Origin of the sequence: Rhodococcus sp. MEB032, assembly GCF_030208925.1 — a bacterium.
Taxonomy (GTDB): Bacteria; Actinomycetota; Actinomycetes; order Mycobacteriales; family Mycobacteriaceae; genus Rhodococcus_F; species Rhodococcus_F qingshengii.
In genome coordinates this window covers 236,401-261,814 of the sequence record NZ_JARVSY010000010.1, presented here as the reverse complement: position 1 = coordinate 261,814, position 25,414 = coordinate 236,401, and the positions used below count along the sequence as shown (strand labels likewise).

Annotated in this window: 24 protein-coding genes, 4 tRNA genes and 1 riboswitch; of the genes, 15 read left to right on the top strand and 13 right to left on the bottom strand. The window is 62.3% G+C overall.

Features of this window, described 5'->3' with window-relative positions:
- The first annotated feature begins 7 nt into the window (after nucleotides 1–7).
- Nucleotides 8–754, top strand: a complete 747-nt coding sequence (locus QRN54_RS11430) for an SDR family oxidoreductase (RefSeq protein WP_285182043.1) — start codon at nucleotides 8–10, stop codon at nucleotides 752–754.
- A 58-nt stretch (nucleotides 755–812) separates the two neighbouring features.
- Here QRN54_RS11430 and phoU read toward each other — a convergent pair whose 3' ends face one another.
- The 5 genes from phoU to QRN54_RS11405 all read right to left on the bottom strand — a co-directional run bounded on the left by phoU (nucleotide 813) and on the right by QRN54_RS11405 (nucleotide 6,952).
- Entirely contained in the window at nucleotides 813–1,508 is a 696-nt protein-coding gene (phoU, locus tag QRN54_RS11425; protein WP_003940130.1) for a phosphate signaling complex protein PhoU, read from the bottom strand.
- A gap of 72 nt (nucleotides 1,509–1,580) precedes the next feature.
- Nucleotides 1,581–3,611, bottom strand: coding sequence for an LCP family protein (locus tag QRN54_RS11420; RefSeq protein WP_042451384.1), 2,031 nt, complete (start codon nucleotides 3,609–3,611; stop codon nucleotides 1,581–1,583).
- A 150-nt stretch (nucleotides 3,612–3,761) separates the two neighbouring features.
- Nucleotides 3,762–4,904, bottom strand: a complete 1,143-nt coding sequence (dusB, locus tag QRN54_RS11415; protein ID WP_003939756.1) for a tRNA dihydrouridine synthase DusB — start codon at nucleotides 4,902–4,904, stop codon at nucleotides 3,762–3,764.
- 81 nt (nucleotides 4,905–4,985) lie between these two features.
- Complete coding sequence (locus tag QRN54_RS11410) at nucleotides 4,986–5,945, bottom strand: acyl-ACP desaturase (protein ID WP_003940492.1); 960 nt, start codon at nucleotides 5,943–5,945, stop codon at nucleotides 4,986–4,988.
- 131 nt (nucleotides 5,946–6,076) lie between these two features.
- Nucleotides 6,077–6,952, bottom strand: coding sequence for a LysR family transcriptional regulator (locus QRN54_RS11405; protein ID WP_081377546.1), 876 nt, complete (start codon nucleotides 6,950–6,952; stop codon nucleotides 6,077–6,079).
- Between the two features lie 147 nt (nucleotides 6,953–7,099).
- Between QRN54_RS11405 and QRN54_RS11400 the strand changes: the two genes are divergently transcribed.
- The gene (locus QRN54_RS11400; protein WP_166502994.1) at nucleotides 7,100–8,284 is read left to right on the top strand and encodes an MFS transporter; all 1,185 of its coding nucleotides are present in this window, start codon (nucleotides 7,100–7,102) and stop codon (nucleotides 8,282–8,284) included.
- A gap of 57 nt (nucleotides 8,285–8,341) precedes the next feature.
- Here the strand turns inward: QRN54_RS11400 and QRN54_RS11395 are convergent, their stop codons facing one another.
- Together QRN54_RS11395 and QRN54_RS11390 are read right to left on the bottom strand one after the other, a co-directional pair.
- A complete protein-coding gene (locus QRN54_RS11395) occupies nucleotides 8,342–8,932 on the bottom strand; it encodes a DUF937 domain-containing protein (protein WP_003940105.1) in 591 nt (196 codons plus the stop codon).
- Nucleotides 8,933–9,031: 99 nt separating this feature from the next.
- On the bottom strand, nucleotides 9,032–9,478 hold the full coding sequence (locus QRN54_RS11390) for a hypothetical protein (protein ID WP_003939955.1): 447 nt from the start codon (nucleotides 9,476–9,478) through the stop codon (nucleotides 9,032–9,034).
- Nucleotides 9,479–9,577: 99 nt separating this feature from the next.
- On the opposite strand from QRN54_RS11390, the gene QRN54_RS11385 reads away from it, so the two are divergent.
- Both QRN54_RS11385 and QRN54_RS11380 read left to right on the top strand, forming a co-directional pair.
- Entirely contained in the window at nucleotides 9,578–9,955 is a 378-nt protein-coding gene (locus QRN54_RS11385) for an MmcQ/YjbR family DNA-binding protein (protein ID WP_285182042.1), read from the top strand.
- A gap of 45 nt (nucleotides 9,956–10,000) precedes the next feature.
- Nucleotides 10,001–10,585: a hypothetical protein gene (locus tag QRN54_RS11380; RefSeq protein WP_003940111.1), complete on the top strand. Its 585-nt coding sequence runs from the start codon at nucleotides 10,001–10,003 to the stop codon at nucleotides 10,583–10,585.
- A 1-nt stretch (nucleotide 10,586) separates the two neighbouring features.
- Here the strand turns inward: QRN54_RS11380 and QRN54_RS11375 are convergent, their stop codons facing one another.
- The 3 genes from QRN54_RS11375 to QRN54_RS11365 all read right to left on the bottom strand — a co-directional run bounded on the left by QRN54_RS11375 (nucleotide 10,587) and on the right by QRN54_RS11365 (nucleotide 13,462).
- Nucleotides 10,587–11,786 carry a low temperature requirement protein A gene (locus QRN54_RS11375; RefSeq protein ID WP_075834255.1) on the bottom strand — a complete coding sequence of 400 codons (1,200 nt, stop codon included), beginning with the start codon at nucleotides 11,784–11,786 and terminating at the stop codon, nucleotides 10,587–10,589.
- Between the two features lie 84 nt (nucleotides 11,787–11,870).
- A complete protein-coding gene (locus QRN54_RS11370; protein ID WP_285182233.1) occupies nucleotides 11,871–12,959 on the bottom strand; it encodes an NAD(P)-dependent alcohol dehydrogenase in 1,089 nt (362 codons plus the stop codon).
- A gap of 29 nt (nucleotides 12,960–12,988) precedes the next feature.
- Entirely contained in the window at nucleotides 12,989–13,462 is a 474-nt protein-coding gene (locus tag QRN54_RS11365; protein ID WP_007733878.1) for a DUF4334 domain-containing protein, read from the bottom strand.
- Nucleotides 13,463–13,583: 121 nt separating this feature from the next.
- Here QRN54_RS11365 and QRN54_RS11360 point away from each other — a divergent pair, with 121 nt between their 5' ends.
- From QRN54_RS11360 to QRN54_RS11350, 3 genes are all read left to right on the top strand, one after another.
- Nucleotides 13,584–14,126 carry a TetR/AcrR family transcriptional regulator gene (locus QRN54_RS11360; protein WP_030535258.1) on the top strand — a complete coding sequence of 181 codons (543 nt, stop codon included), beginning with the start codon at nucleotides 13,584–13,586 and terminating at the stop codon, nucleotides 14,124–14,126.
- Between the two features lie 219 nt (nucleotides 14,127–14,345).
- A complete protein-coding gene (locus QRN54_RS11355; protein WP_136470805.1) occupies nucleotides 14,346–14,654 on the top strand; it encodes a hypothetical protein in 309 nt (102 codons plus the stop codon).
- 62 nt (nucleotides 14,655–14,716) lie between these two features.
- Entirely contained in the window at nucleotides 14,717–15,568 is an 852-nt protein-coding gene (locus tag QRN54_RS11350; RefSeq protein WP_030535259.1) for an alpha/beta fold hydrolase, read from the top strand.
- 88 nt (nucleotides 15,569–15,656) lie between these two features.
- On the opposite strand, the gene QRN54_RS11345 is transcribed toward QRN54_RS11350, so the two are convergent.
- The 3 genes from QRN54_RS11345 to QRN54_RS11335 form a co-directional block, all read right to left on the bottom strand.
- A tRNA-Lys gene (locus tag QRN54_RS11345) sits at nucleotides 15,657–15,729 on the bottom strand.
- Between the two features lie 12 nt (nucleotides 15,730–15,741).
- Nucleotides 15,742–17,133, bottom strand: coding sequence for an MFS transporter (locus tag QRN54_RS11340; RefSeq protein ID WP_285182041.1), 1,392 nt, complete (start codon nucleotides 17,131–17,133; stop codon nucleotides 15,742–15,744).
- Nucleotides 17,130–17,621: a MarR family winged helix-turn-helix transcriptional regulator gene (locus QRN54_RS11335; protein WP_007733882.1), complete on the bottom strand. Its 492-nt coding sequence runs from the start codon at nucleotides 17,619–17,621 to the stop codon at nucleotides 17,130–17,132. Before QRN54_RS11335 ends, QRN54_RS11340 begins: the two co-directional genes overlap by 4 nt.
- 405 nt (nucleotides 17,622–18,026) lie before the next feature.
- Here QRN54_RS11335 and QRN54_RS11330 point away from each other — a divergent pair, with 405 nt between their 5' ends.
- The 8 genes from QRN54_RS11330 to QRN54_RS11295 all read left to right on the top strand — a co-directional run bounded on the left by QRN54_RS11330 (nucleotide 18,027) and on the right by QRN54_RS11295 (nucleotide 25,305).
- Nucleotides 18,027–18,680 (top strand): TetR family transcriptional regulator, encoded by a 654-nt coding sequence (locus QRN54_RS11330; RefSeq protein WP_003940323.1) that lies wholly within the window; start codon nucleotides 18,027–18,029, stop codon nucleotides 18,678–18,680.
- A gap of 112 nt (nucleotides 18,681–18,792) precedes the next feature.
- Nucleotides 18,793–18,865, top strand: a tRNA-Glu gene (locus tag QRN54_RS11325).
- A gap of 135 nt (nucleotides 18,866–19,000) precedes the next feature.
- Nucleotides 19,001–19,074: transfer RNA gene (locus QRN54_RS11320), tRNA-Asp, on the top strand.
- A 70-nt stretch (nucleotides 19,075–19,144) separates the two neighbouring features.
- Nucleotides 19,145–19,221, top strand: a tRNA-Phe gene (locus QRN54_RS11315).
- A 241-nt stretch (nucleotides 19,222–19,462) separates the two neighbouring features.
- Entirely contained in the window at nucleotides 19,463–21,091 is a 1,629-nt protein-coding gene (locus QRN54_RS11310) for an ABC transporter substrate-binding protein (protein WP_285182040.1), read from the top strand.
- 179 nt (nucleotides 21,092–21,270) lie between these two features.
- A riboswitch (SAM riboswitch) is annotated at nucleotides 21,271–21,366 on the top strand.
- 4 nt (nucleotides 21,367–21,370) lie between these two features.
- Nucleotides 21,371–22,450: an LLM class flavin-dependent oxidoreductase gene (locus QRN54_RS11305; protein WP_285182039.1), complete on the top strand. Its 1,080-nt coding sequence runs from the start codon at nucleotides 21,371–21,373 to the stop codon at nucleotides 22,448–22,450.
- A gap of 29 nt (nucleotides 22,451–22,479) precedes the next feature.
- Complete coding sequence (locus QRN54_RS11300; protein ID WP_285182038.1) at nucleotides 22,480–23,874, top strand: NtaA/DmoA family FMN-dependent monooxygenase; 1,395 nt, start codon at nucleotides 22,480–22,482, stop codon at nucleotides 23,872–23,874.
- Nucleotides 23,875–23,943: 69 nt separating this feature from the next.
- Nucleotides 23,944–25,305: an MFS transporter gene (locus QRN54_RS11295; RefSeq protein ID WP_128637942.1), complete on the top strand. Its 1,362-nt coding sequence runs from the start codon at nucleotides 23,944–23,946 to the stop codon at nucleotides 25,303–25,305.
- The last annotated feature ends 109 nt before the right edge of the window (nucleotides 25,306–25,414 follow it).

Below are 25,414 nucleotides of genomic sequence, written 5' to 3'. Positions count from 1 at the left end.
AGGCATCATGCGAATTGTTGTTCTGGGCGGAACCGGCCAGATGGGAAAGCTGGTCGTCGAGCAGGCAAAGGCAGGGGGCCACGACGTGGTCGCTGCCGCTCGATCGACGGGAGTCGACATCTCCACGGGTGCGGGGTTGGACGAAGCATTTGTCGGTGCCGACGTGGTCGTCGACGTGAGTGATCACGTCACCAACAGTGCCAAGAAGGCAATCGAGTTCTTCGAGACGGCAGCGAAGAACATCGCCGCGGCCGAAGCCAGGGCCGGCGTGAAGCACCACGTGTTGCTCTCGATCGTGAACTGCGACGATCCGCAATTGAAGTCCTTCGGTTACTACCAGGGGAAGGCTGCGCAGGAACGCGCGGTGGAAGCGTCGAGTATTCCCTTCACGATCCTGCGATCCACTCAGTGGTTCGAGTTCGGCGAGAAGACGATCGCGCTGTTCGGACTGGGGCCGATCGCTATGGTTCCTCGGATGCGGTCACAACCGGTGGCAGCGAAGACCGTTGCCGAGGCGCTCGTGACCTGCGCTCAGAACGGTCCGACCGGGAGGGCTCCGGACCTGGCCGGGCCCGAGCTCCTCGAGATCCCGGCCATGACGCGCGAGATCTTGAAATACCGTGGCCGACGTAAGTGGCTGATCCCGATCTCGATGCCGGGAGCGGGTAAGGCGATGAAGGGTGGGGCGTTGCTGCCCGCGCCGGGATCCACAACTGCAGGACCCACGTTGGAAACCTGGTTGCACGAGAACTGAATAGGAAAGGCGGCCGCGCAAGTGCGCGGCCGCCTTTTACTCACGTGGACGGTTGGGTTCAGAGATCCGGGTACGAGGTGAGGTTGTCGACCTTCTCGGTGGTTTCGGGCTCTTCGGGCAGCTTGCCGGTCACCAGGAAGATGACACGTCGGCCGACCTCGACGGCGTGGTCGGCGAATCGCTCGTAGAAGCGGCCGAGCAGCGTGACGTCGACTGCGGCGGCAACGCCGTGCTTCCACTCACGGTCCATGAGGACGGTGAAGAGGTGGCGGTGGAGGTCGTCCATCGCTTCGTCTTCTTCGCGCAGACGGGCAGCGCGCTCGGGGTCGCGGGTCTCGAGGACGACCTTGGCGGCCGCACCGATGGAGACAGCGATGCGTCCCATCTCGGCGAAGTAGCCGTTGACCTCTTCGGGAAGCACGTGGTTGGGATGTCGGCGGCGCGCGATCTTGGCGACGTGCAGGGCGAGTGCGCCCATGCGGTCGATGTCGGCGACGATCTGGATTCCGCTGACCACCGAGCGCAGATCTCCGGCAACGGGAGCCTGCAGGGCGAGCAACGCAAACGCGCGCTCCTCGCAGATGGTGCTGAGTTCGGTGATCTTGTCGTGTTCGCCGATTACTTGTTCTGCCAGGGACAGGTCTGCCTGGAGCAGGGACTGGGTGGCGCGCTCCATAGCGGCACCTGCCAGTCCTGCCATCTCGCCGAGCGTGTCTGCAAGCTCGGTCATCTGTTCGTTGTAAGCCACGCGCATGAGGTCAGAGCCTACGTGCCGTGAAAGACCAAGTCACAAGCACCAGGTGAACGCAAGGTGAATGAACGCGTGTCAGTCGCAGGTGGTGTCGCCGGCGTTGACGCTGGCGATGTCGGCGGGCAGAGCCGTCGAGGTGCTGGTGTCGACCGACGTCGGATTTGCCGCCAGGATGGTTCCCGGGTCCGCGGGGGCGACGACGGTGCCGGCGAAATTGCTTCCGACGACGACCTCGATCATGTCTCCCATGCTCGGAGCGAGAACCAGAACCGCGCCGGGAATCGACGACGCGACGGTCACCGCTTCAGCCTCGTAACCTGCGGCGTAGCGCACGACGGTGGTCGACGCTTGGGCATTCGCCAGGCCGGTGGCTGCGCTGAAGTTACCGACTGTGGAGATCTGGAAACCGTAGGCCGCGAGGCTGTCGGCGATTGTCGCGGCCTGCCCGGCGATTCCCGAGGCGTTGGAGACGTCGACCGAGATGTTGTAGGCGCTCATTGCCTCGACGGAAGTGGCGGCCGGCGGCGTGCTGGACGTAGGAGCGGTTGTCGTGGAACTGGTCGACGACGGTGTGGTGTCCTCGCGCTCTTCACCCGGAAGCGGATCGTCGTCGATGATCGCCTGGAAGAGGGACTTGATCTCGTCCGTGCGAGGAATCTCGTTGCCCCAGTCGTTGGTGCCGTCCGTGGGGACCGTCAAGAACGTGACCGCGCCTGCGTCGACGTTCTGGAGCGAGCGACCGAGGGTGACCAGTGACTTGGTGTCGATGTTTTCGACGAACGTGTCGCTGGTGAAGGCGTTGATGAATCCGTTGAGCTTGCTCGGATTCAGGAGGACCTGGTTGGACAGGGCCGAGCGGAGCAGCGCCGACAGGAACTTCTGCTGGCGGGTGATGCGCCCGTAGTCGCCGTTGCCCTCGGCTTCGACGTGGCGAGCACGCACGTAGTTGAGGGCGGTACGGCCGTCGAGCATCTGCGTGCCGCCGGAGGCGAGGACGGTTCCGAGGATGCCGTCTTCGATCGGTCCGGGGGAGCAGACGTTCACACCGCCGACGGTGTCGACCATGCGCTCGAAACCGGCGAAGTCCATTCCGACGAAGTGCCCGATTTTCAGGCCGGACATCTTCTGGATGACCTTGACCAGGCATTTGGGGCCACCGAGTGCGTACGTCGCATTGAGTTTGTCCCCGCTCGCTGCCGGGAAGGTTTCGCTGGTGTACTTGCCGGCGTCGTTGTCCCATCCCTGACAGATCGGACGTTCGACGTCGAGGTCACGCGGGAAGGAGACGGCGACGACGCGGCTTCGGTCGGCGGGAATGTTCACCAGCATGACCGTGTCGGCTCGGGCGCCTTCGGCGTCTTCGACGGTTCCGGCGCCGATCTCACCGCTCGCACCGGCGCGGGTATCGGTGCCGATGATCAGGTACGTCTCGTCGCCGAGTTGACCACCGGCGTCGATGATGTCGTCGGACTCGGTGTCGAGTGCCGCAATCTGATCGAATCCGCCTTCGACCGAGCGCAGATAGCCCCACACGACGCCGGTCAATGCGAGAGACATGACGGCCAGGAACGCTACTGCCGATCGGCCGATCACTTTTGCGCGATGGCGGCGGCGAATCTTGCTTTGCGCCAGACGAGTGGCGCCGGTGTCACCGACTACCCGCGGCACTGCGGAGGTGACGGGATGTTCTTCGGTGATCCAGTCCGCAGCGGCGGGCGGAACGGTCGGACGGGCGGGAATCGGCCGGGCGGGGGGCGGCGACGACGCTGCTGAAGATTGAGTCTTGGGTGGTACGGATTTGTTCGGCGCCGGCTTGGGCGGCGTAGCCGGGGCTGGTGGCGGCTTCTTGTCGCCTACCCGACGGACCAACTCGGCGACCGAAACAGAGTCGTCGGTCGGAGGCGAGTCCCGTCGCCCGGTACGTCCACTGCTGCGACGCTCCGGGGGACTGGGTGGTTGCGGTGTTGGTCGCTGGGGTGTGGCAGGGCGCTGGGGCGTTGCCGGTTGGTCCGGTCGGGCGTTGCGGAAGCGCTTGTCTGCGAGCGGACGTTCCCAGGGGGCGCGGCTCTCGGGCGGAGGTGGGCCCGAATCGTGATCATCACCCACCGATGCAACCTGTCCCGTCGTCGACTGTCAGTAACTCGTCATTCAGATGCCGGCGTCAACCGGTTGTCGACGAAGCTGGAGCCATATTACTGGTGAATCCTGAGTGCTTCACTCAGAAAGTGATGTGAGTAATCCGACGGCGTGTTTTCGCTAGCCACCAGAGTGCATCATGTCAGCTCCCACCGGCACAAGGTCGTCTTCGGGATCGTCGAGCCAACCTTCCGGGAGTGCTACCTGACCGGGTGAGCCTTGGCGTCCGCGCGGGCCTTCGGCGTCCTTGGGGAACGGGACGTCGTGGTCGAGCTGTCCGAGCAGATCGTCCAGTTCGGACAACGTGCTGACCAGAGCCATCGAGACCCGCAGATCCGATCCGACCGGGAACCCACGCATGTACCAGGAGACGTGCTTGCGAAGTTCGCGCAGACCCTTCATTTCACCGTGATGTGCGGCGAGCAGTTGGGCGTGACGGGCGATGATCTTGGTGACTTCGCCGAGCGTCGGCGGCGTGGCGATCTGTTGTCCGTTGAGAGCTGCGCTGAGTTCCGCGAACAGCCATGGCCGTCCGAGGCAGCCGCGTCCGACGACGACGCCGTCGCAGCCGGTCTCGTTCATCATGCGGGCAGCATCCGAGGCGTCGAAGATGTCGCCGTTGCCGAGGATCGGCACGTCGGTGACGTGTTCCTTGAGGCGCGTGATCTCGTTCCAGTCAGCAGTGCCGGAGTAGCGCTGCGACGCGGTACGTGCGTGAAGTGCGACGGCAGCGGCGCCTTCAGCTGCGGCGATCCGGCCGGCGTCGAGGTGCGTGTGATGTTCGGGGTCGATGCCGACGCGCATCTTGACGGTGACCGGAATGTCGGTGCCTTCGGTGGCGCGCACGGCTGCCGCGACGATCTGACCGAACAGTCGACGCTTGTACGGTAGCGCCGATCCACCGCCCTTGCGGGTCACCTTGGGTACCGGGCAGCCGAAGTTCATGTCGATGTGATCGGCCATGTTCTCGTCGACGATCATCTTGGCCGCGGCGTAAGTCGTATCCGGGTCGACGGTGTACAGCTGCAGCGACCTGGGCGTTTCGGTCGGACCGAACGTGGTCATGTGCATCGTGGCGGGTTGGCGTTCGACGAGCGCGCGGGCGGTGACCATCTCGCAGACGTAGAGCCCGGACGTGCTGCCTGCACGTTCGAGTTCGAGTTCACGGCACAGCGTGCGGAAGGCGACGTTGGTGACGCCCGCCATGGGTGCGAGGACCACGGGGCTGTGCAGCTCGAGTGAACCGATACGAAGGGATGACATGTCTACCTCTGAACAAATACTTGTGACAATTGGAAGTGCCCGGTACCGAATCCGGTACCGGGCACAGAATAGCTGGTGAAACTAAGAAGCCTGCTGTTCGCGCTTGGCGGCTTCGCGTGCGAGCATGCGATCGCGCTGTTCCTCGAACTTCGTCGCGTTGGCGGCGAGTGTCTCGAGGAAGGCCGCCAACTCTTCGCGCGTGTTCTCGCCTTCGGCGCTGAAATCGTTGCGCTCGAAGATGTTCCACTTGCGCAGGACAGGCCAGACGACCTCGTCGAGGTGCTGGCGAAGGTCGTAGATGCCGTGCTTGGCCATCAGAGCGCCGTTACGGCGGAAGTTCGGCATGCCGGCACCGGGCATCTGGAAGTTCTGGACGATGTTCGCCACAGCCTTGAGCGCCTGATCGGGAGCAAGATCGAGCGCGGCGGCGCAGATGTTGCGGTAGAAGATCATGTGCAGGTTCTCGTCGGCGGCGATGCGCTGAAGCATCTTGTCGGCAATCGGCTCGTCGCAGGCCTTGCCGGTGTTGCGGTGGCTGACGCGCGTCGCGAGTTCCTGGAAGGTCACGTAGGCGACCGAGTGCAGCAGGCCAGCGTCGCCCTCGTCGATGGGTGCGCTGTAACCGTTTGTCATGTGTTCCATGCGGAAGCGCTCGAGCTCGACGGGGTCGACTGCGCGCGTGACGACGAGGTAGTCACGCATCACGATGCCGTGGCGGTTCTCCTCGGCGGTCCACCGGCCGACCCACGTTCCCCAGGCACCGTCCTGCGAAAAGTTCTCGGCGATCTCACGGTGGTACGACGGCAGGTTGTCCTCGGTGAGCAGGTTGGTGATCATCGCGGCGCGAGCTACCTCGCCGAGTTGTGACTGTTCGAGACTCCAGTCTTCGCCGCCCATGGCTGCGAAATTACGGCCCTCGTCCCACGGAACGTAGTCGTGTGGATGCCATTCCTTGGCCATGGAGATGTGGCGGTTGACGTTCTCCTCGGCAACCGGCTGCAGCTCTTGTAGCAGCTCCAGCTGCGTCAGAATCCTCGTCATTTCTTGCCTCCATGTTGAGTGAATGCGCGACTTCGCCCCAGCCTACGGCACCGTAGGTTTGAAAAGAATGGCATGAAAATTGCTCCCCTCGAGGGATGTTACCGATCCGTAGTTATCCGGGGGCACTTTCACTACCAAGTCGTTCTTTCGACGTAGTCGCGGAACGTCCGGGCGGGATCGGACAGCTCGCGGCTCTTCGACCAGATCAGCCCTATTTTTCGCTGTGCTCCTTCGATCGGTACGTAGACGACTCCTTCGGCCCAGATCGGTGGATCCTGAACCGGCATGACCGAGACACCGAAGGACGCGGAGACCAGTCCGCCGACCGTTGCCAGCTCGCTGCTCTCGAAGACGAAATTCGGAGTGAATCCTGCGGCCGCGCACAGTTCATCGAGAATTCTTCGCATCCCGAAGTTCGGATGCATACCGATGAACGGTTCGTCGGCCGCGTCCGCAAGCTCGACCGAATGCAACTTCGCAAAGCGATGATCAGCCGGAACAGCCAATGCCAGTGACTGCTGGGCGATCTGCATCCACGCCACCTGCGGATCGCGCGGCTGAGGCGAGACGACGGCCAGGTCGGACGTGCCGGCGGCGATTCTGTCGACCAGGAACTGCGCGCTGTCCTGATGCAGTTCGAATCGCACTCCGGGATGCTCGACGCGGTATCCGCGCAGCATGTGCGGCACCAACCAGGTGCCGAACGAGTGGAGGAAGTCGAGCCGGACCGTGCCGCTCTCTGGGCTCGCCAGCGACTGGATTTCGGTCTGCGCGGCGTCGAGGGCACGCAGTGCGATGCGAGCATGTCGATAGAGGATCTCGCCGTACCGGTTCAGTTCGAGTCGGCGTCCCTGACGGTCGAAGAGTGTCACGCCGATCTGTCGTTCGAGGCGTGCGAGTTTGCGCGAAAGGGTCGGTTGCGACAGGTGAGTCAGATCCGCGGTAGCGGTCACCTGTTGGGTTTCGGCGAGCACGACAAACCATTCGAGGTCTTCGGTCAGCATCACGAACCCAATCTATATACCTCCAGAGCATATAGAACATCAAGTTTATGCATTTTCTTTTGCCGAGTCTGGGCGGGAGGATTCTTGCCGGAGGTAAGTGATGCCTGGAGGTACGTGGTGACTGTCGAGAATGTGATCGAATCCGAAGTGATGCCGCTTCGCCGCGGAACATCGGGATATCGAACCGTGACCGTTGCGTTGTTCGCGGCCGGGCTGTCGACGTTCATCTCGATGTACGCGGCACAGGCGTTGCTGCCTGCGTTCGCCGAAGACTTCCACGTCTCGCCTGCGGTGTCTGCGCTGTCCGTCTCGGCGACGACGGGCATGTTGGCGTTGGCAATCATTCCGGCCAGTGCGCTCTCCGAGCGGTTCGGTCGCACACGGGTGATGATCGCGTCGGCGTCGGCGTCCTGTGTGATCGGTTTGTTTCTGCCGCTGAGTCCGACGATCGAGGTTCTGCTGGTCGGACGCGCAGCACAAGGATTAGCTCTGGCCGGTGTCCCGGCGGTGGCGATGGCCTATCTGGCCGAGGAGGTCGATCGGAAGGACCTCGGTGCAGCGATGGGAAGGTACGTCGCCGGCACGACGATCGGTGGGCTGATCGGACGGCTCGTGCCGTCGGCCGTCGTCGATTTCAGTACGTGGCGTTGGGCGCTGTTGACTGCGTCCGCGCTGTCGGCATTGTTCGCGCTCAACATGATCCGGCGGCTTCCCGCGTCGAAGTTCTTTCGCCCGCAACCGATATCGGTGCGCACGATCGCGTCGAATCTACGACGCCACCTTGCGAACCCGTCGCTGCGAACACTCTTCGCTTTGGGATTCATCCTGATGGGCGGCTTCGTGTCGATTTACAACTTCCTCGGGTTTCGGCTCACGGCAGCACCTTTCGGCCTTCCTGAAGCGCTTGTGGGCCTGGTGTTCCTTTTCTACCTTGCCGGAACTTTCACCTCGGCGGTAGCCGGCGGGGCCTCTGACCGACTGGGTAGGCGCAGCGTGCTGCTCGGGTCGGTTGTCGTCATCGGTATCGGCCTGGCACTGACCGTTCCGGACAATCTGGCGTTGACGCTCGTGGGGATGCTGCTCTTCACCGGAGGATTCTTCGCCGCACATTCGGTGGCCAGCGGTTGGGTGGGGCTGATCGCTACCGATCACCGGGCCGAGGCGTCGGCGTTGTATCTGTTTGCCTACTACGCGGGTTCGTCCGTGGCGGGCGCCCTCGCGGGTCTTGCATACGCGGGTGGCGGTTGGGTCGGGGTCAGTGCTTTTGTGGGCGCGCTGCTGTTGGTTGCGTTTGCCTTGTCACTGAGGATGTTTCGATCTTCGACGGTTGACTGAACCGAGCACTGCGGCGATCCCGAACGGGATCGCCGCAGTGCGAATCTGTCGAGCGAATTACTTCTTGCCGCCGCCGAGGAGGCCGCCGAGCAGGTCTCCGAGGCCGCCGCCCCCGGATCCGCCCAAGATACCGCCGAGTGCTCCGCCGATGCCGCCGCCGGAATTGCCGCCGCCGCCGAGAATTCCGCCGAGGAGGTCCCCGAGTCCGCCGCCACCGGAGGCCTGGGTCTGCGCGCCGGCTCCGCCACCGGTGAACTGCTTGGCGAGGTAAGCCAGGACGATGGGAGCGAGGATCGGCAGCAACTGCTTCACCAGATCGTTTCCACCGCCGCCACCGACACCGCCCAGTGCGCTGGCGACCTGATCGGTGTTGCCGCCGAAGATGTTCGAGACGATCTTCTGACCGTCAGCGGTGTCGACTTTGCTGATGTCGACGCCGTCGTCGAGAAGGCTGGTGTCGGCGTGCGACTGCAGCGCACTTTCGAGTGAGGCTGCGCCGGCGGGATCCTGAGCGTTGGCGCCGAGGCCACCGACGAGGGTCGGAAGTGCAGTCTTGACCGCCGATTCGGCAGTTGCCTGGTCGACGCCGAGTTGCTGCGCGATCTGGTCGATGGGGATCTGGGATAGAAGGTCGTCAAGCGATGCCATTGATGCCCTACCTCTTCTGGGGTACTACTCGTCAGTACCCGGCTGTTGCAGACACTAGTGAATGTCGGCGTCGACGGTAACCCTCCGGTTGCCGAGCGGTCAGGCTCGGGTCTTCTCGCGGGGGACCAGGCACGCTAGGAGAGCGAGAATCAGTCCGCCGGCCGTCAGAATGAATCCTGTCTGATTTGTCAGGATCGTGGAGTAGTTTTCCCTGATGACATTGTCGAACTGATCGTTCACGCGGTAGTAGAACGTGCCAAGAGTCCCCAATCCCACGATAATTCCGATCCACGCTGCGATACGAGAACCGAACAAAGCGGCGATCAGAATCAATACGGCGGCGGCGAGCAGAAGTATCGCCATCGACCGGTAGAAGGTCACGGACTGATCGCCGAGTTGCTCGATTGCCCACCCGGCCGGAAAGCCGTCCCGCAGGTCCTCGAGGCGAACGTTGTCGGGTTTGACCCCGGCCAGTACGTACATGAACGAGCCGACGGCAACGGCGATTCCACAAATGAGCAGAACGAGATGAACTAACGTGCGCATGCCAGTCTCCCTGTGTTCGGAGTTCGGTGACGCGGTCGTCGCCGAGCCTAGCTGTGTCGCGGGTGTCAAGCTCGGTATCGAGCGTGCAGAATCGTCTCCATGCCCGACAACATGCGTCGACTCGAAGAGATCTCGCTGTCGCTGCCGGAAGCAGAGCGCGTCGACATCGAAGCGTGGGACGGCCACCCGACGTTCCGGGTCCGCGGCAAGAACTTCGTGTTCTGCAACCTCGAAGCCACCTCCTTGACCGTCAAGCTGAGCAAGGAGGAAGCCGAAGCGGTGGTGGCCACCGAACCAGGCGCAAGTGCTGCGGGCTATGGACTCGGTCGACACGGGTGGGTTGTACTCGACATCGGCACCGACGTTTCCGAGGAGAAATGGTCGCAACTGGAGGAGTGGATCTACACCTCGTTCACCCTCGTTGCGCCGAAGCGGCTTGCCCGGATCGTTCTCGATGCGGATGAGGAACGCCCGTAACGGATAGATTCGTCAGTACAGACGCCGACTAGACGAGGAATTGTCATGACGACACCGGAAACTTCACCGGCCACCGCAAAACCGGGCATGCCGCCGTGGGCGAAGAAGGCCATCGGGATCGCAGTGATGGCGGTGGTCCTGGTCATCGCTTACTTCATCCTTGCCGCCTTCCTTCCGCGTTGGTGGGCGCAGCGCATTGCGTCGTTGGCGAACGGCAGTTTCAGCGCCGGAATCGCGTGGGGGTTGCTGTTCGGTCTCGTGTGCACCCTGGTCCCGCTCATCTTCTTCCGGGCGGTCTGGCAGGTGCGCAAGCGCAAGCATGCTCGAATCATGCAGATCACGGCTCTCGCGTTGGGTGTGATCTTCGCGCTGCCGAATCTGCTCTCTCTGACAGTTGTTCTCGGCAACAACAACGCTGCGCATGCGGGCGAGCGGATCCTCGACGTCGACGGCCCCGGATTCCGCGGGGCATCCGTTGTCGGTGCCGTCCTGGGCGTTGCGTTGTTCCTTGGACTTGTCGCGCTCGGCTACATGTACAAAAAGCGTGGAAAGGATCTCGACAAGATGCGCGGTGAGCTCAAGCAGCACGAGCCGCAGAGCAAGGGCGAGGCTCCGGCTCCGGAAATCTGAGTCAGCTCTTCGACCGAGTACTCAGGCCGACACCGACTCCGACGGTTCCCGCCGCCACCAGTCCGGCGAGCGGGACCGCCCAGTGTCCGGCAAATGTGCAGGCGAGAACCAGGATTGCGCTCACCGGTAGAACGGCCTGCTCGATCCTGTCGCGCTTGAAGTGGCGTGAATGCATGAGCCACACGAAGATCAGGAACATCGCGGCCGGAATCGTGACCGCGGCAGATGCTGCGAACGTCGAAATGTGCGCTTCGCCAACTGCTTCCTCGACGGCTACTTCGATGCCGGCGCCGATGGCCGCAGCGGATCCGAATACGAAGTAGTGCCCGTATCCCCACAACAGGACGGCGCGATTGCCCTGGTCTGCGAGGTACTCGTGGATCGGGACGGCGAAGTAGATCCACAACGCGGAGAACACGATCAGAACTCCGCCGACGGCAATCGGAATCAGTAGATCGGCGGCGTCGAAATCCCGGATGCCGGATTGGACCGCGATGGTCGCGGCAGCGATGGTTTCGCCGAGCATGATGATGGTGAAGAGGCCGTAGCGTTCGGCGATGTGATGCGGGTGCCACGGCGTCTGGTGGTTGCGTTCGGCGATCGCCGGCACCGCGAGTTCGGCGATCATGAGAACGAAGAAGCCCGGAATCCACGCCGACGCCGGCATCAGGAGCAGCACGATCCAGCCGGCCTGGACGATCACGAGCCCGGCGGCATATTGCAGAGCAGTCGTTCGCGCTGCACCGGATTCACCGCTGGCGGCTCGAAGCCATTGGCAGGTGAGCGCAATTCGCATGATGAGGTAGCCGACGATGGCCGTCGTACGGTCGGTTCCGTCGAATGCGTCGGGGATTCCGGCGGCGAAGACGAGGACGCCACAAATCTGTACGAAGGTCGCGACCCGGTAGGGGACGTCGTCCGTGTCGTAGGCAGACGCGAACCAGGTGAAGTTCACCCACGCCCACCACAGCGCGAAGAAGACGAACATATAGCCGGCGATGCCGTCGGCGTAGTGGCCCTCGGCGACAGCATGCACCAGTTGAACTCCGGCCTGTGCGGCTGCAACCACGAAACACAGGTCGAAGAACAGTTCGAGCGGCGTCGATGCTCGATGGTCCTCGTCGCGGCTGCGTGCGCGCATCCGGATGATCGGCATTACGGCCCGGCCGTGGCCCGCGCCTGTACTGGTGTGTTCTGTCATCGTCCCCACCTTGCTCCGACGTGTAGTGCAGGAGCGCAGTCTAGGGCGAATTTCGTCGGGTCGACGAATGAGACATTTCGCCCCTCACCACACGAGAACGGGTTTGACGACTCGGCCCGACGCCTGATCTTCGACGGCTTTGTTGATGTCGGAGAACGCGTAGCGCGTCACCAAGCGGTCGATCGGAAACCGGCCACCAGTGAAGAGCTCGACGAGTTCGGGGATGAACGTCGAGACTTCCGACTCTCCTTCGATGCATCCTCGAATTGTCTTTCCGCTCAGCATGATGTCGGCCATGTTCATCTCGACCGTGGACGCTCCGAGTCCGACTACCGCCAGTGTTCCCCGTGCTAGAAGTGATGTGACGGCTTGATTGATCACGGAGCCGATTCCGGTGGTGTCGAGGGAATGTGTCGAACCTCCGTCGGTGGCGGCGCGTACTGCTTCGACCGCGTCCTCGGTGGTCGGATCGACAGTGACGGCGCCGAATTCCTCGGCGAGTTCGCGCCGCTGCGCAACGGGGTCCACGGCGACCAGGGTGGAAACGCCGGCAGCCCTCGCCGCCAGCAGCGCTGCGAGTCCGACGCTGCCTGCCCCGAAAACGGCAAACGTCGAGTCGGGCTCGGGGCGAAGTAGATTCAGCACTGCACCCGCGCCGGTTTGAAATCCGCAGCCGAGGGGAGCCGCGACGGTCAGGTCCACCGCAGGATCGACGACGACGGTGTTGTCGGCAGAGGCGATGACGTATTCCGCGAAGCTGGACTGGCCGAAGAAGGCGGACCGTAGCGGGGTTCCGTCTCGCCGGATCGGCGTCGAGCCGTCGGTGCGTGCGCCAGAGCTGTTGAGCGCGTGTGAGCTTTCGCAGTACGCCCGATGACCGCTGAGACATTGCCTGCACGCACCGCAACTGCGATAGCTCAACAACACGTGATCGCCGGGCACGACCTTGTCGATCGCCGAGCCGACGGCCTCGACCACCCCCGCCCCTTCGTGCCCGAACACGCAGGGGCCGAGTCGTTCCGGTAGCACCGACTTCGTGAACAGATCTGTGTGGCACAGGCCGGTTGCGACGATGCGAACCAGGATCTCGTCTGCGCGGGGTTCGTCGATCTCGACGGTGTCGAGTGTGAAGGGGGAGTGCGGGCCGTGTGAGAGCGCCGCTGTCATCTGCATGGCGGACGTCGAATTCTGTTCGGCGCGAATCACGCTCGCTCGAGCAGGAAGTAGTAGTGCTGTCCGCCGTCGAGAACCAACGCCGATTTTCCGTTCATGATGCCCATGAGCGTCGAATCGTCGACTTTCTTGAAATGGTCGAAGATCGGCGCGCCGTCGTAGACCATCGTCGCCGTGACTTCGCCACGAAACTCGATGTTCCACAGACTTGCCTCGCCATTGCCGCTCTTGACGTCGGAGTAGAGGTTGCCGTCTTCGTCTCGGCAGATCAACGGCTTGGCGTCCTCGACCGAGTTGAAGGTCTTGCCGTACCAACGGCTCGCGAACAGCTTTTCGTGAAGACGGTGACCGGTGGCGAAGTCGTCACCCTTCCACTCGCCGAGGATTTCTTCGGCGGCGACGGTTTCCAGCGCGGCCCACACTTCGTCGAGTTCTGCTGGTGATACACCACTTTCCGCAGCACGGAGCCGGGCGAAAGCAGTTCGGGCTTCGTCGAGATTCATGTCTCTCCTCGAGTTGACGGTAAGTGGCACGACTTGTTCGCGAACCAAATTGTTCGTCAACTCTGCACGCTACGCCGAACCGGATGGTTCGGCAACGGCCGATTCGTTCTAGGCTGTGAACATGCGCTCAGCAGGGGAAGCTACGAGGGACCGCATTCTGGCGGCCGCAAAGGACGAATTTGCCACGTACGGGCTGGCCGGCGCGCGAATCAATCGGATCGCCGCGCAAGCGCGTGCCAGCAAAGACCGTCTCTATGCGTACTTCGCAAGCAAGGAAGAGTTGTTCGCTGCCGTGACCGAACAGTGGACGTCCGAAACAACAGCGGAGACAGCACTTCGAGGTGACGACTTGCCGGGCTATGCAGGTCGCCTCTTCGACAACTACGTTGCCCATCCCGAGAACGCCCGATTGCAGCAATGGGCGGATCTCGAAGCGCCGGACGTCATGAGCGAGGACGACATACGAAGCAAGACCTTCCGGCCTAAAGTTGCGGAAATCCGCAAGGGGCAGCTCGAGGGACACATCGACCCCGCGTGGAATCCCACGGAGTTGATCCTGCTGATCACGGATATCGCCCGGATGCTCGCGCTCAAGTCGTCTCGTTCCATCCCTCGACGTCGGGAGGCGGCAGTCGAGGCGGTTCGGCGTTTGATTGTGGCGTAGCGAGTCCAAACGCGAACGTCCACGCCCGTCGCTGTGTGGTTGCCCGGATTTACGGATTTCTCAGTAACGGTGCGTACGTTGGGCGTCGGCTCGTTGACGCCCTCGGGATGTTGACGTGCCGCCAAAACTTTTGTCGTCGACTGTTCAGATGCTGGTGAGCAAAAGGATCGCGGCCGGCCACCCTGACTGAATATCGTCGACGCCGAGCGTGTTCCTTCGGTGCGCGCACCTGTTCAGCATCTGGAGTGGACCCGTGTCGAAGTGGCCGTGCATATGAAGATCTCGAAGAAGGTAGCGCTGGTCGTTGTGGCTGCTTGCGCCCTGACGTTGGGATCGGCGCAAGTCGGAACCGCCCGCGCGGATGCGCCGGTCAAGGTCAGCGTGGCCGGTCATGTGGTGAGCGCCGGGCACTTCGAGCAGGTGCGGCGCCCCAACCGGTGTGTGAAGGCCGGGACGGGGAAGTCGAAACCGAGCGAGCAGAAGTCCACGAATCGCAGTGGGCGTCGAGGCAGCGGGGGATGCTTCTGACAGTGATTGCGAAGTTCCGCAATCAGCCGTCGCAAATCTGTAACACGTTCTAATCTTGCGGTATGGACGTGACTTACGAAGGGACCAAACGCGAAGTCGCTACCGACAGGGGGACTTTGCGCTATCACGAGGCGGGCGATGGTCCGCCGTTGATCCTGTTGCACGGCTCCGGGATCGGCGTGAGTGGATGGCGGAATTACCGGGGGAACCTCGAGGTGTTCGCAAAGCACTTCCACTGCTACCTCCTGGAGTTCCCGGGTTTCGGCGTGAGCGATGCCGTCGACGGTCATCCAGTTCTCACGGCAACCTCGGCGGTGGTTCGATTCATGGATGCGCTGGGAATCGAATCCGCTGCGATGATCGGCAATTCGATGGGCGGAGTTGTCGGGGTCAACGTCGCGATGAGGTTCCCTGACCGCGTCCGCAGATTGGTCACCATCGGAGGCGTGGGCCCGAACATCTTCAGTCAGAACCCGAGCGAAGGTACGCGTCTCCTCCAGGAATTCGCCGACGCTCCCAGCCGTGAGAAGTTGGTTCGCTGGCTCGAGTGCATGGTTTACGACAGATCCGTGATCACCGAGGAGCGGATCGAGGAACGATGGCAAACGGCCAACGATCCGGCCTCGCACCAGGCATTGACCGCGATGTACGGATCCAAAGCCTTTGCCGCTCAGCAGCAGATGATGTCCAACTCGGATGTGCCGCCGTACTGGTCGATGATGCACAAGGTGCAATGCCCGACCTTGCTGACATGGGGGCTCGATGATCGGCAGTGTCCACCGGACATGCCGATGATTCCGATGCGACTGATTCCGAACGCCGAACTGCACGTATTCCCGAACTGCGGGCACTGGGTGATGATCGAAGCCAAGGAGGCATTCGAGCGCGTGACCCTCGAGTTCCTGCTTCGATGACCTGCTGATGCATTGATGTGGCACGAATTGATGTGGCATGAACGCACAAGACCCGGCGCCTCTGAATGAGGCGCCGGGTCTGTGTTTGTGCCCCCAGTAGGACTCGAACCTACGACCTGCGGATTAAAAGTCCGTAGCTCTACCAACTGAGCTATAGGGGCGCGGCGCAGAGTCTAACGGGACCGCAGAGTCCGTGAAAACACCACCCCCACCAGAAGGGCAATTCCGATGACGGCGATGGTCCCGCCAGTGCGATGCAGACCCGCGTCGTCGATGGTTCCGCGCATGGTCAACTCGATGACGACGGCAGCAAGGTTGGCGCCGATGTACTGGATTGTTCGGTACAGACCGATCGCAGTTCCGACGTCGGCGGAGGTGGTCACCGAGTTGATCAGGTTCTGGTTTCCCATGTTGTTGAAGCCGTTGGGAATGCCCAGGATCGCCGCAATCAGCAGGAGTGCCACAAGGGGAGTCGAACTCGATTCGACAAAGGCAATCAGAATCCCGCCGACAGCCAACGCGGCGGTGCCGATCAGGAGGGTGATCCGTGCGCCGAATTTCCCGTACACCCTGGACGCGGACATGGTCGCGAAGATCCCGACCGCAGCGACAGGCAGCATGAAGAGCCCGGCGCTGATCGGTGACATTCCGCGGGCTACCTGTAGCCACTGGGGGAGTCCGAAGAAGATGCAGTAGAACGCTGTGTAAGTCAGCAGGGTCCGGCCGAGAGTCATGCTCAGTGCGCGGTTTCGGACGACGGCGCGGACGTCGACGAACGCCGAGGCCGTTCGACGTTCCCACCAGACGAACAGGAACGCGAAGAGGGCCGTCGACGGGACGAGGTACCACTTCGCGTGCTCGGCGAGAGAGAGGAGAAAGAGCATCGTCGATGTCGTCAGAGCGAGAAACAGGGTGATGCCGAGTGGGTCGAGAGATTTGAACAACGCAGCGGCGCCGGCCCGGTCGGGCAGGGCGGAGTCGCTCGGGGCGGCGAAGAAGACCCATACGGCAGTGACGACGACAAGCGGGAGGTTCACCCACATGATCGATTGCCAACCGAGTGTGCCGACCAACAACCCGCCGAGAGTGGGCCCCAGCGCGACGACCGATTGAGCGCAAATGGTGAGTGTTGCTATAGCTGAACGGGTTTGAGTCCGGTGGCGGTCAGCGTATTCGCGGATGACGGTCATCGCGTTCGGATACTGTGTCGCCGTGCCGATTCCGAGCAGGATTCGTGCGGCGATCAGCCAGCCCAGCGACGGGGCGAGCGAGCCGAGGATCGATCCGGCAGCGATCAGGCCCAATCCGGCGAGGTAGACGCGTTTGGCGCCGAGGATCGATCCGAGTCGACCAGCCGCCGGCGCCGTGACCGCAGTCGCGATGTAGAGGGCCGAGATGACCCACGCTGTGCCTGAACTGGAACCGAAGTATGTGGCGATCGGGACGATTGCCACGGCAATCATCGACGAGTTCAGCGCTTGAAGAACGGTTCCGGAGCCGAGAGCAAGACTCAGTTTCAGTGGAACGGGAGTTTGGGGGGTCGGCGTTTCGACGACGGTGGTCACGAGTTCATCAGTGACTCCTCTGATATCGATGTCGATGCTGGGGACTCGCCCTGGCCTAGTCTGCGCAGGATTCGGCCGGCGATCAGAAGCAAGTCACGCTCGGCTTCGGTGCACTCGGCGTCGATGACCTCGGCCAGCCACTCTGTTCGTTTCGTTCGGTCTTCGTGAAGGGTCGATGTGCCGAGTTCGGTCATCGTGACCAAGACCGCGCGGCCGTCCGATGGATCCGCCCTTCGCGTCACCATGCCCTGTTCTTCGAGCGCCGCCACGGTCTTTGCGATTGATTGCGGTGTGACGCGCTCGAATTTTGCCAACTCTTTGGCGGTCGACGGACCTTGTCGGTCGAGGTGGCCGAGGGCTTGGATCTGGCTCGGCGTGAGCTTGTGGTCGTTGCGTTTGGTGCGTAGACGTCGGACGAAGGCACCCAGATCGTCCCAAAGTACGTCGATCTCGTCTCGAGCCTTGCTGCGACCCTCTCCAACGTTCATTTAGACAGTCTAACTGTGTTGTTTCGATGCTGCCAGCACGGTTTCGACGGAAAAGGGGGAATAAACAATTGCACTAGTTGTTTAAAACCTTGGGACTGCTGTCCATCGGTCGGCGAAGCAGTTCCGTCTGCGAGGTCGAATTATCAGAATCTCGGGCACGAAAAAGCTCGGATGCGCACCCCCTGCGGCGCACCCGAGCGGCCAAAACCATACCACTTGGTGTCTTTTGGGCATAAAGTCGGTTCTTGTCCCCTGAACAGCCGATTGCGTCTAGTACTTTTGGCGGGTATGGCTCTAGTCCTTACGTAGGGTGTGTTGGAGGGGATATTGTGAAGTTTCGGGGGATGACAGGCGCCGACCACGGCGGCTCTGCGTACCAACTCTGCGAGAGGCACAACACCGTAAATGGCACGTCAACAAGAGCGTGCGCGGCGTACCCGCGCCGCCCTGGTCGAAGCGGCTGCAGTCGAATTCGCCAAGCGCGGCTATGCAGCTGCGTCGGTGAACACGATCCTCGAGGGCTCCCGCGCCACCAAAGGCGCCATGTATTTCCATTTCCAGTCCAAGGAAGAGTTGGCGCGAGCGGTTCTGACCTCGGCTATCGAAACCTTCACTGGAATTACTGATCGTTGGGCCAAGAGAACAGACCTCGATCCATTCGTCGCTTTGCACGGTCTCGTGCTCGACATTGCCGAGGTCTTCCGTGCCGAGGTAATCGTGCAGGCGGAATTCCGGCTGATCATCGAGCCCGAGTTCTACAAGGATGTGCAGTCCGGTGGTGGGCAGGTCTGGGGAAAGACCGCCTATGAGTTGGCATTGCGTGCCAAGGACGACGGTTTGCTCCGAGAGGACGCCGACCCGGACAAATTCACGCGTGTACTGGCAGCGAGCCTTGCCGGTCAGCGGTACATGGCAGACCTGATTGCCTCCAGTGGAGATCTGGGCGAGTGGTTCGAGGAGTCTCTCGAAGTAGTCCTCGAAGCCATGGCTACGCCGCAGTGGTTGGAGACGTTCCATCGTGACGGGTGGCCCCAAGTCGAGTTCCCTGACACTGAATAGTGCACTTTTCTGCCCGTGAACAGGCGATTTGTGATTTCCGAATGCCGTGCCATAAGCTATCCAAGCTCCCAACGGAACGCCGTTGGGGTACTAGTTCGGAGAGATCCGGCGGGCCCCCTTCGTCTAGCGGCCTAGGACGCCGCCCTTTCAAGGCGGTAGCGCGGGTTCGAATCCCGTAGGGGGTACGTTTTGCGAAAGCGAAACGATGCAGTATGGTTTGACCCGCACGACACGCTTTGAGATGCACAAATGCCAGGCCAGGACAGTGGTTTGGGAGCGGCTCGAAGATGTAGTACGGTTTCACAGCAAGGAAAAAGCAAGGCCCTGTGGCGCAGTTGGTTAGCGCGCCGCCCTGTCACGGCGGAGGTCGCGGGTTCGAGTCCCGTCAGGGTCGCAAAGCTTTGTTCTCAATCAATCGGTTGAGAACAAAGCAATGCGATAGGCATTCGGTTCGGGTGCCGTCCGGCCAGGTAGCTCAGTTGGTACGAGCGTCCGCCTGAAAAGCGGAAGGTCGCCGGTTCGATCCCGGCCCTGGCCACCATAATTCTTTTCGACAAGCTCCAATCTCATGTTCTTCGAACATAAGGTTGGAGCTTTTTCGTATTCGGATGTCAGTCGCCGTCAACCACTCGGCCCGATCATCTCAGTTATGCGCATCCTTTGTCTCCGTGAATGTTTCCGGTCACCGGGAACGTGCTGGGCGTCACTCCACAGAGGACATCACTATTAGCCGATTGCGGCCGATCCGTGGCTGCGTCTACTGAAAGTGAGGTGGAATCTCCGTGTCGCACTCGAGATCTTGGCGCATCGGGAAAGTCAGCCGGGTCGCCGTCGCATTGTTCGGCACCGGGGTTCTGTTGGTGGGCTGCGCGAGCAACGGTGACGACAGCGGGACCGATACGACGACCGCGTCGGCGGACGTCGTGACCGGCATGGTCAACGAGCAGCCCGATCGGGGAACTGCGGTGGCCGGCGGGACCATGACGTACGGCGTACAGGTGCTCGTTCCCTCACTCGACCCGACGAAGACGGCCGCGCGCGGCGGTTCCGGCGGTGAGGCCTTCGCTGCTGTGTACGACGTCCTGATGAGTTACGACACTGCGAGCGGCGAGTTCGAGCCCAAGTTGGCTGAATCGCTCGAGACAGCCGACGACGGAGCCACCTGGACGCTGAAACTTCGCGACGGTGTGAAGTTCAGTGACGGCACCACCCTCGACGCCAACGCCGTGATCGCGAGCATCGATCGGTACAACGCGGGCAAGGGCAATGGCGCCGAACTGTGGCTGGCTTCGGTGGAATCGGCGCAGGCAAGCGGTCCGACGACAGTGGAATTCAAGCTGAAGACGCCGTGGATGCGTTTTCCGTCGATGCTCGCTCTCGGGCACGGGATGATCGTCGCCCCGAGTTCGCAGCAGGGCGACAAGTTCACCGCCGTCGGAGCCGGACCCTTCACCGAAGATGTCTTCACACCGAGCGTCGAGCGAATCTTCAAGGCCAACCCGTCCTACTACGGCGGCGCCCCCAAGCTGGACAAGTTGCGGATGGTTGCGCTCAACGGTCCGCAGGCCAATCTCGAATCATTGAACAGCGGTCAGCTCGATGTCGCCTACATTCGCGGCCTCACGTCGGCGATCAATTCCGCCAAGTCCGCTGGCTACCCCGGCTACATCGACGTGCTCAATGCCGGTAGTGCCGAGATTGTCAACAACCGTGAGGGCCGACCGGGCTCGGATGTTCGCGTCCGTCAGGCTATCGGCTACGCGCTCGACACCACGTTGATCGATCAGCGAGTGGAAAACGGTGAGGGACTGCCGGGCTCGGAGTTGTTCGGTCCGACGTCTCAATGGCATGTAGACACACCGGGTATTGCCTACGACCCCGAAAAGTCGAAGGAACTTCTGAATCAGGCAAAGGCAGACGGGTACGACGGCAGCCTCGACTACGTCGTTCTCAGTGAGCCGAAGGACCACGCGATCGGCCTCGCCGTGCAGTCACTGTTGCAGGCCGTCGGGTTCGAGGTGAACTTGATCTTGGCCAACAACGCCGGCGACATCGTGCAGAACGTCTACGTCAAGCACGATTTCGACCTCGCGCACGCGGGCATCGGAATGTACGAGTCGATTCTCGATCTCGGATTGTTCTCCACGACCAACAGCACCTCGATGGCGAATACTGCTGGATATGCGAACCCGGCGATGGATCAGCTGATCGCAGATCTACAACAGGCCAAGGACAATTCGTCGACCCTGGCGATCATCGGCAAAATTCAGACGCTGTGGAACGAGACGGTTCCATCGGCGCCGATCGGCGGGCTGACGTCGTTCTGGGCTTGGCAGAAGAATGTTCACGGTGTCGTTCCCACTGCCACGGGAATCATGCTGTTCGATCAGGCATGGATGGGCGCGAAGTAGCGTTCCAGCGCACACCGAGAGCCCCGTCCGACGCGAGTCGGGCGGGGCTCTTTCGTGTCTACGTCGGCTAGCGTTGCGCAACCCTTTCGATCAGGATGATTGTATTGAAATATGTTGTAGGTCAATGTGATTCGACAAGCGTGATTTGACTTGCCCAGCGTGGCCCGCATAGATTGCATCCACCATCCAGAGTGGCTGAGAGACCTGGCTCGATGATGCCGCAGCAACCCGCTACCTAACCGCAGTGTGGGTGCTACCGCCAGGACCGATGGAGGACACATGACTGTATTTGCCGTGGGTATCGAACTGGACGGCGAGGGCACTCACCCCGCTGCCTGGCGCCGAAGCTCACACCGCCCGGACCAGCTGCTCACGGGCAAAGCCGTGCGCGATCGCGTCGCGGCTGCCGAGAATGCCGGCTTCACGTTCGCGACGTTCGACGATTCCATCCTCCCCCCGAGTGGTGACGTCGTCGGCCGCATCGATGCCGTCTCGAGGGCGTCGTACGTGGCGGCGACAACCAGCGCGATCGGGCTGGTCCCCGTCGTCGGGACCACGTACGCCGAACCGTTTCATACGTCCTCGCAATTGGCGACGTTGGACTACTCCTCGCGTGGGCGTGGCGGCTGGCTTGCTGTTCCGGTCGAAGACGATGCCGCGGCGAGGGCGTGGGGGAGGGCTTCGGTAACAACGGAGTCGGCGCGTCAGCAAGAGCAGCGGGATTCGGTCACCGTTGTGACCGATCTCTGGGACTCGTGGGAGGACGACGCCGTCGTTCGTGACTATCTCAGTGGGCGTTTCCTCGAGCGTGATCGTCTGCATTACGTCAATTTCGAGGGCGACACGTTCTCGGTGAAGGGGCCCGCAATCGTTCCGCGGCCGCCTCAAGGCCAGTTGGTGGTGTTCGGCCGCTACGGCGAAATCGATCCACGCCAGCCGGATGTTGTTCTCGTTTCCGGTGATTCGGTGGAGACCATTGCACAGTCGGCTGCCAAGGCGCGCGATGAGGGCGCGTCATTGGTGGTCGCCGAGGTCGATGTGGCATTCGATGCGCCGAATCTGTCTGCGGCGCAGCGGAAGACCGAGCTGAACTCGTACGGGAATGCCGTCGTCACCGGCCGACTGCTCCTGGCTGCAGATCCGGGGGAAGCGGCCGTGGTTCTGAAGGAATTGGCCGGACACCTCGACGGTGTTCATTTCCATGCTCTCGTGATCGACGAGGACCTTCCGGTGCTGGCCAAATTCGTGCTTCCGGCGCTGTCCAAGGCCGGGTTGACGCGACGCCCGGTTCCGGGATCGACCCTGAGGGGCAACCTCGGTCTGCAGCGGCCCGCAAATCGATTCGCCCACTCCTCCTGACTTGACTTCGCGCTAAGGATATTTCGGCCATGACTGCATCACGCTCCGCCGTACCTGGACCCGACGCTCACGTTCACTTCGGCGTCTTCTTCCAGGGGGTCAACCACACCACCATCTGGTCCGATTCCGCGAGCGGATCCCAGATCGACTTCGAGACGTTTCGGCGGTTGGTACTCACCGCCGAGCGAGGTCTGTTCGACGCCTTCTTCCTCGGTGAAGGCCTGCGGCTTCGGGAACAGAACGGCAAGATTCTCGATCTGGATATCGCCGGCCGACCCGACGCCATTGCGCAGTTGGCCGCCCTCGCCGGTATCACCGACAAGATCGGGTTGGTCGCGACACAGAACACCACGTACAACGAACCGGCCGACCTTGCGCGTCGACTCTCCGGCCTCGACCTACTTTCCGACGGACGGGCCGGCTGGAATGCGGTGACCACCGACAACGCGTGGACGGGAGAGAACTTCCGTCGCGGTGGTTTCCTCGACCACTCCCTGCGCTACGAGCGTGCCGGGCAGTTCATCGAAACCGCGCGGGCACTGTGGGATTCGTGGGCCGACGACGCGATCTCGGATTCTCGCACGTCCGAGAACTGGTCTACTCCGGGTGCCGTCGGCGACGTGCGCAGGCAGACTTCACAGTTCGACATCTCCGTGACGCCGACGCTTCCCCGAAGCCGCCAGGGGCATCCGGTCATCTTCCAAGCGGGTGATTCCCCGAGTGGACGCGATTTCGCGGCGACCCATGCCGACGTCATCTTCTCGCGACACGGGACTCATTTCGACGGCGCGCTCGACTTCGCCGACGACATTCGGGCTCGGTTGCGTAAAGCCGGGCGACCGGAGGACGACGTCAAGATCTTGCCCAGCACGCAGATCGTGTTGGCGGAGAACGAGTCCGAAGTCGAGGAGAAGGCACGGTGGGTCCTCGAAGGCCAGTTCACCGGTCAGACTGCCCTCTCTCTCGTCGGACTGGTGTGGGGTAAGGACCTTTCCGATCGAGACCCCGACGGTCCACTCCCCGAGGAAGATCCGGTTGCCCGCCCGGTTTCGGAGACGCGCGGTTCCGCGCGGGACGGCAACGACCCCATTGCGATCGCACGTGAATGGCGTGCTCTTGCCGAGGCAAAGAATCTGTCCCTACGTCAGGTCGCCATCGAGACCTCGCAGCGTTCGGGTTTTGCGGGCACTCCGGGGCAGGTCGCAGATCAGTTGGTCCATTGGGTGCGCAACGGAGCTTCGGACGGCTTCAACATCTCGCCGTACCTGGTGCCGACCGGGCTCGACGAGATCGTCGACTGGTTGATCCCGGAACTGCAGGAGCGTGGGGCGTACCGCACCGAGTACTCCACGTCGACGCTGCGAGAGCACTTGGGGTTGCGACCGCCGCTCACGCGTCGGGCCACGTCTGAAGCTGCGGGGTAACGGGTCCTGTCCCACACAGTCACAGCGACGGCCGAATCCACCAAGTTCGGTTCGGCCGTCCGCTGGGAAATCGTCGTCTGCGTAGCTGCGGGTTTCACCACCCTTCTCGATTCGGCGGTGCTCGGAATCGGGGTTCCGTCGATCCGGGCGTCGCTGGGCGCGTCGACCTCGGAGGTGCAGTGGATCCTTGCGAGCTATTCGCTGACTTTCGGCTTGGCCCTGGTGCCGGCGGGCCGACTCGGTGACGTCGTCGGGCGTCGACGCTTGTTCTTGGCGGGCCTGAGCATTTTCGCGGTGATGGGAATCCTCGGAGCGTGTGCGTCGGATCCGTCGATGATCGTGTTGGCCCGGCTGGGGCAAGGGATCGGCGCAGGCACCATCAGTTCGCAGGTGCTCGGCATCATCACCGACCGGGTGTCCGGAAAGGCTCGGGCGAAGGCGTTGGGCGCGTACAGCACCGCGGGTGGTCTGGCCGGCGTTTCCGGACCGATCCTCGGTGGCGTTCTGCTGAAGTATTCCGACGCCGACTTCGGATGGCGGTTGCTTCTCGTTCTCAACGTGCCGTTTGCTCTGATCACACTGATTCTGGCGTTTCGCTTTCTGCGCCGTGATCGAACCACCCGATCGGGCGCGTCGATCGATCCGGTTGGGCTGTGTCTGCTGGCGACTACGACCGGGCTCCTGTTGTGGCCCATCGTGACCCGGACCAGTGTTACTGTCGCCGCGGCTTTCCTGATCGGTGCGTTCGGCGTTGCCGTTGCCTTCTGGTTCTGGGAACGTCGGTACGCCGAGCGCGGCGGGACGCCGGTACTGCTTCCGTCGTTGATCGCCTCACGGGGCTTCCGACTGGGTACGACGGTTGCACTCTTCTGGTTCGGATCCATCCTCGCCGTCAACGCGGTGCTCAGCCTCTATCTGATCGAAGGTTTGGGCTTCGCCCCGCTGAGTGCGGCGTTGATCATGACCGGTAGCTCACTCGCGATGGCATTGACGTCGGCTTTCGGATGGCGGCTGGTTGCCAGGTTCGGCCGAAGTGCAGTGGTTTTTGCCATAGTCGGCGAGATCCTTGTCATCCTCGGGTACATCGCAGCGGTCAATCTGATTCCGCGGGAACATCTGATCCCGGTGCTGGTGGTCCTGGCGGTGTTGTCGGGAGTTGCCAGCGGTTTGGTCGACGCGCCCAATCGGGTGCTGACTCTCGAATATGCACCGCCGGGCGCGAACGGTGTTGCGGCGGGTTTCCTTCAACTGTCTCAGCGCCTGTCAGCGACCATCTCGCTGGCCGCGGTATCGGGGTTGTATCTCGGTGTACTCGGATGCTCGCCCGACGGATATGGACGTGCGTTCGGGATCGCGCTTGCCGTCTGCGTGGTCATGTTGACGCTCTCGTTGGCGGGGGCGGTGGCAGACCGACGCCGGCGAAGGACGTGACCTGGTATTTCGTGGGTCTACATGGACCTCGGGAGGCCGAGCCCGTGTGACTCATGGGACTTGTGTTACCCATGGGTTAGGAGTCGTGGGACGATACTTGTGTGGTGAC

Excerpts from the sequence above, each read along its gene's own strand:
- QRN54_RS11430 (WP_285182043.1), top strand. The coding sequence starts at position 8 with ATGCGAATTGTTGTTCTGGGCGGAACCGGCCAGATGGGAAAGCTGGTC.
- phoU (WP_003940130.1), bottom strand. The coding sequence starts at position 1,508 with ATGCGCGTGGCTTACAACGAACAGATGACCGAGCTTGCAGACACGCTC.
- dusB (WP_003939756.1), bottom strand. The coding sequence starts at position 4,904 with ATGTCATCCCTTCGTATCGGTTCACTCGAGCTGCACAGCCCCGTGGTC.
- QRN54_RS11410 (WP_003940492.1), bottom strand. The coding sequence starts at position 5,945 with ATGACGAGGATTCTGACGCAGCTGGAGCTGCTACAAGAGCTGCAGCCG.
- QRN54_RS11400 (WP_166502994.1), top strand. The coding sequence starts at position 7,100 with ATGCCGCTTCGCCGCGGAACATCGGGATATCGAACCGTGACCGTTGCG.
- QRN54_RS11395 (WP_003940105.1), bottom strand. The coding sequence starts at position 8,932 with ATGGCATCGCTTGACGACCTTCTATCCCAGATCCCCATCGACCAGATC.
- QRN54_RS11390 (WP_003939955.1), bottom strand. The coding sequence starts at position 9,478 with ATGCGCACGTTAGTTCATCTCGTTCTGCTCATTTGTGGAATCGCCGTT.
- QRN54_RS11385 (WP_285182042.1), top strand. The coding sequence starts at position 9,578 with ATGCCCGACAACATGCGTCGACTCGAAGAGATCTCGCTGTCGCTGCCG.
- QRN54_RS11380 (WP_003940111.1), top strand. The coding sequence starts at position 10,001 with ATGACGACACCGGAAACTTCACCGGCCACCGCAAAACCGGGCATGCCG.
- QRN54_RS11375 (WP_075834255.1), bottom strand. The coding sequence starts at position 11,786 with ATGACAGAACACACCAGTACAGGCGCGGGCCACGGCCGGGCCGTAATG.
- QRN54_RS11370 (WP_285182233.1), bottom strand. The coding sequence starts at position 12,959 with ATGCAGATGACAGCGGCGCTCTCACACGGCCCGCACTCCCCCTTCACA.
- QRN54_RS11365 (WP_007733878.1), bottom strand. The coding sequence starts at position 13,462 with ATGAATCTCGACGAAGCCCGAACTGCTTTCGCCCGGCTCCGTGCTGCG.
- QRN54_RS11360 (WP_030535258.1), top strand. The coding sequence starts at position 13,584 with ATGCGCTCAGCAGGGGAAGCTACGAGGGACCGCATTCTGGCGGCCGCA.
- QRN54_RS11350 (WP_030535259.1), top strand. The coding sequence starts at position 14,717 with ATGGACGTGACTTACGAAGGGACCAAACGCGAAGTCGCTACCGACAGG.
- QRN54_RS11335 (WP_007733882.1), bottom strand. The coding sequence starts at position 17,621 with ATGAACGTTGGAGAGGGTCGCAGCAAGGCTCGAGACGAGATCGACGTA.
- QRN54_RS11330 (WP_003940323.1), top strand. The coding sequence starts at position 18,027 with ATGGCACGTCAACAAGAGCGTGCGCGGCGTACCCGCGCCGCCCTGGTC.
- QRN54_RS11305 (WP_285182039.1), top strand. The coding sequence starts at position 21,371 with ATGACTGTATTTGCCGTGGGTATCGAACTGGACGGCGAGGGCACTCAC.
- QRN54_RS11300 (WP_285182038.1), top strand. The coding sequence starts at position 22,480 with ATGACTGCATCACGCTCCGCCGTACCTGGACCCGACGCTCACGTTCAC.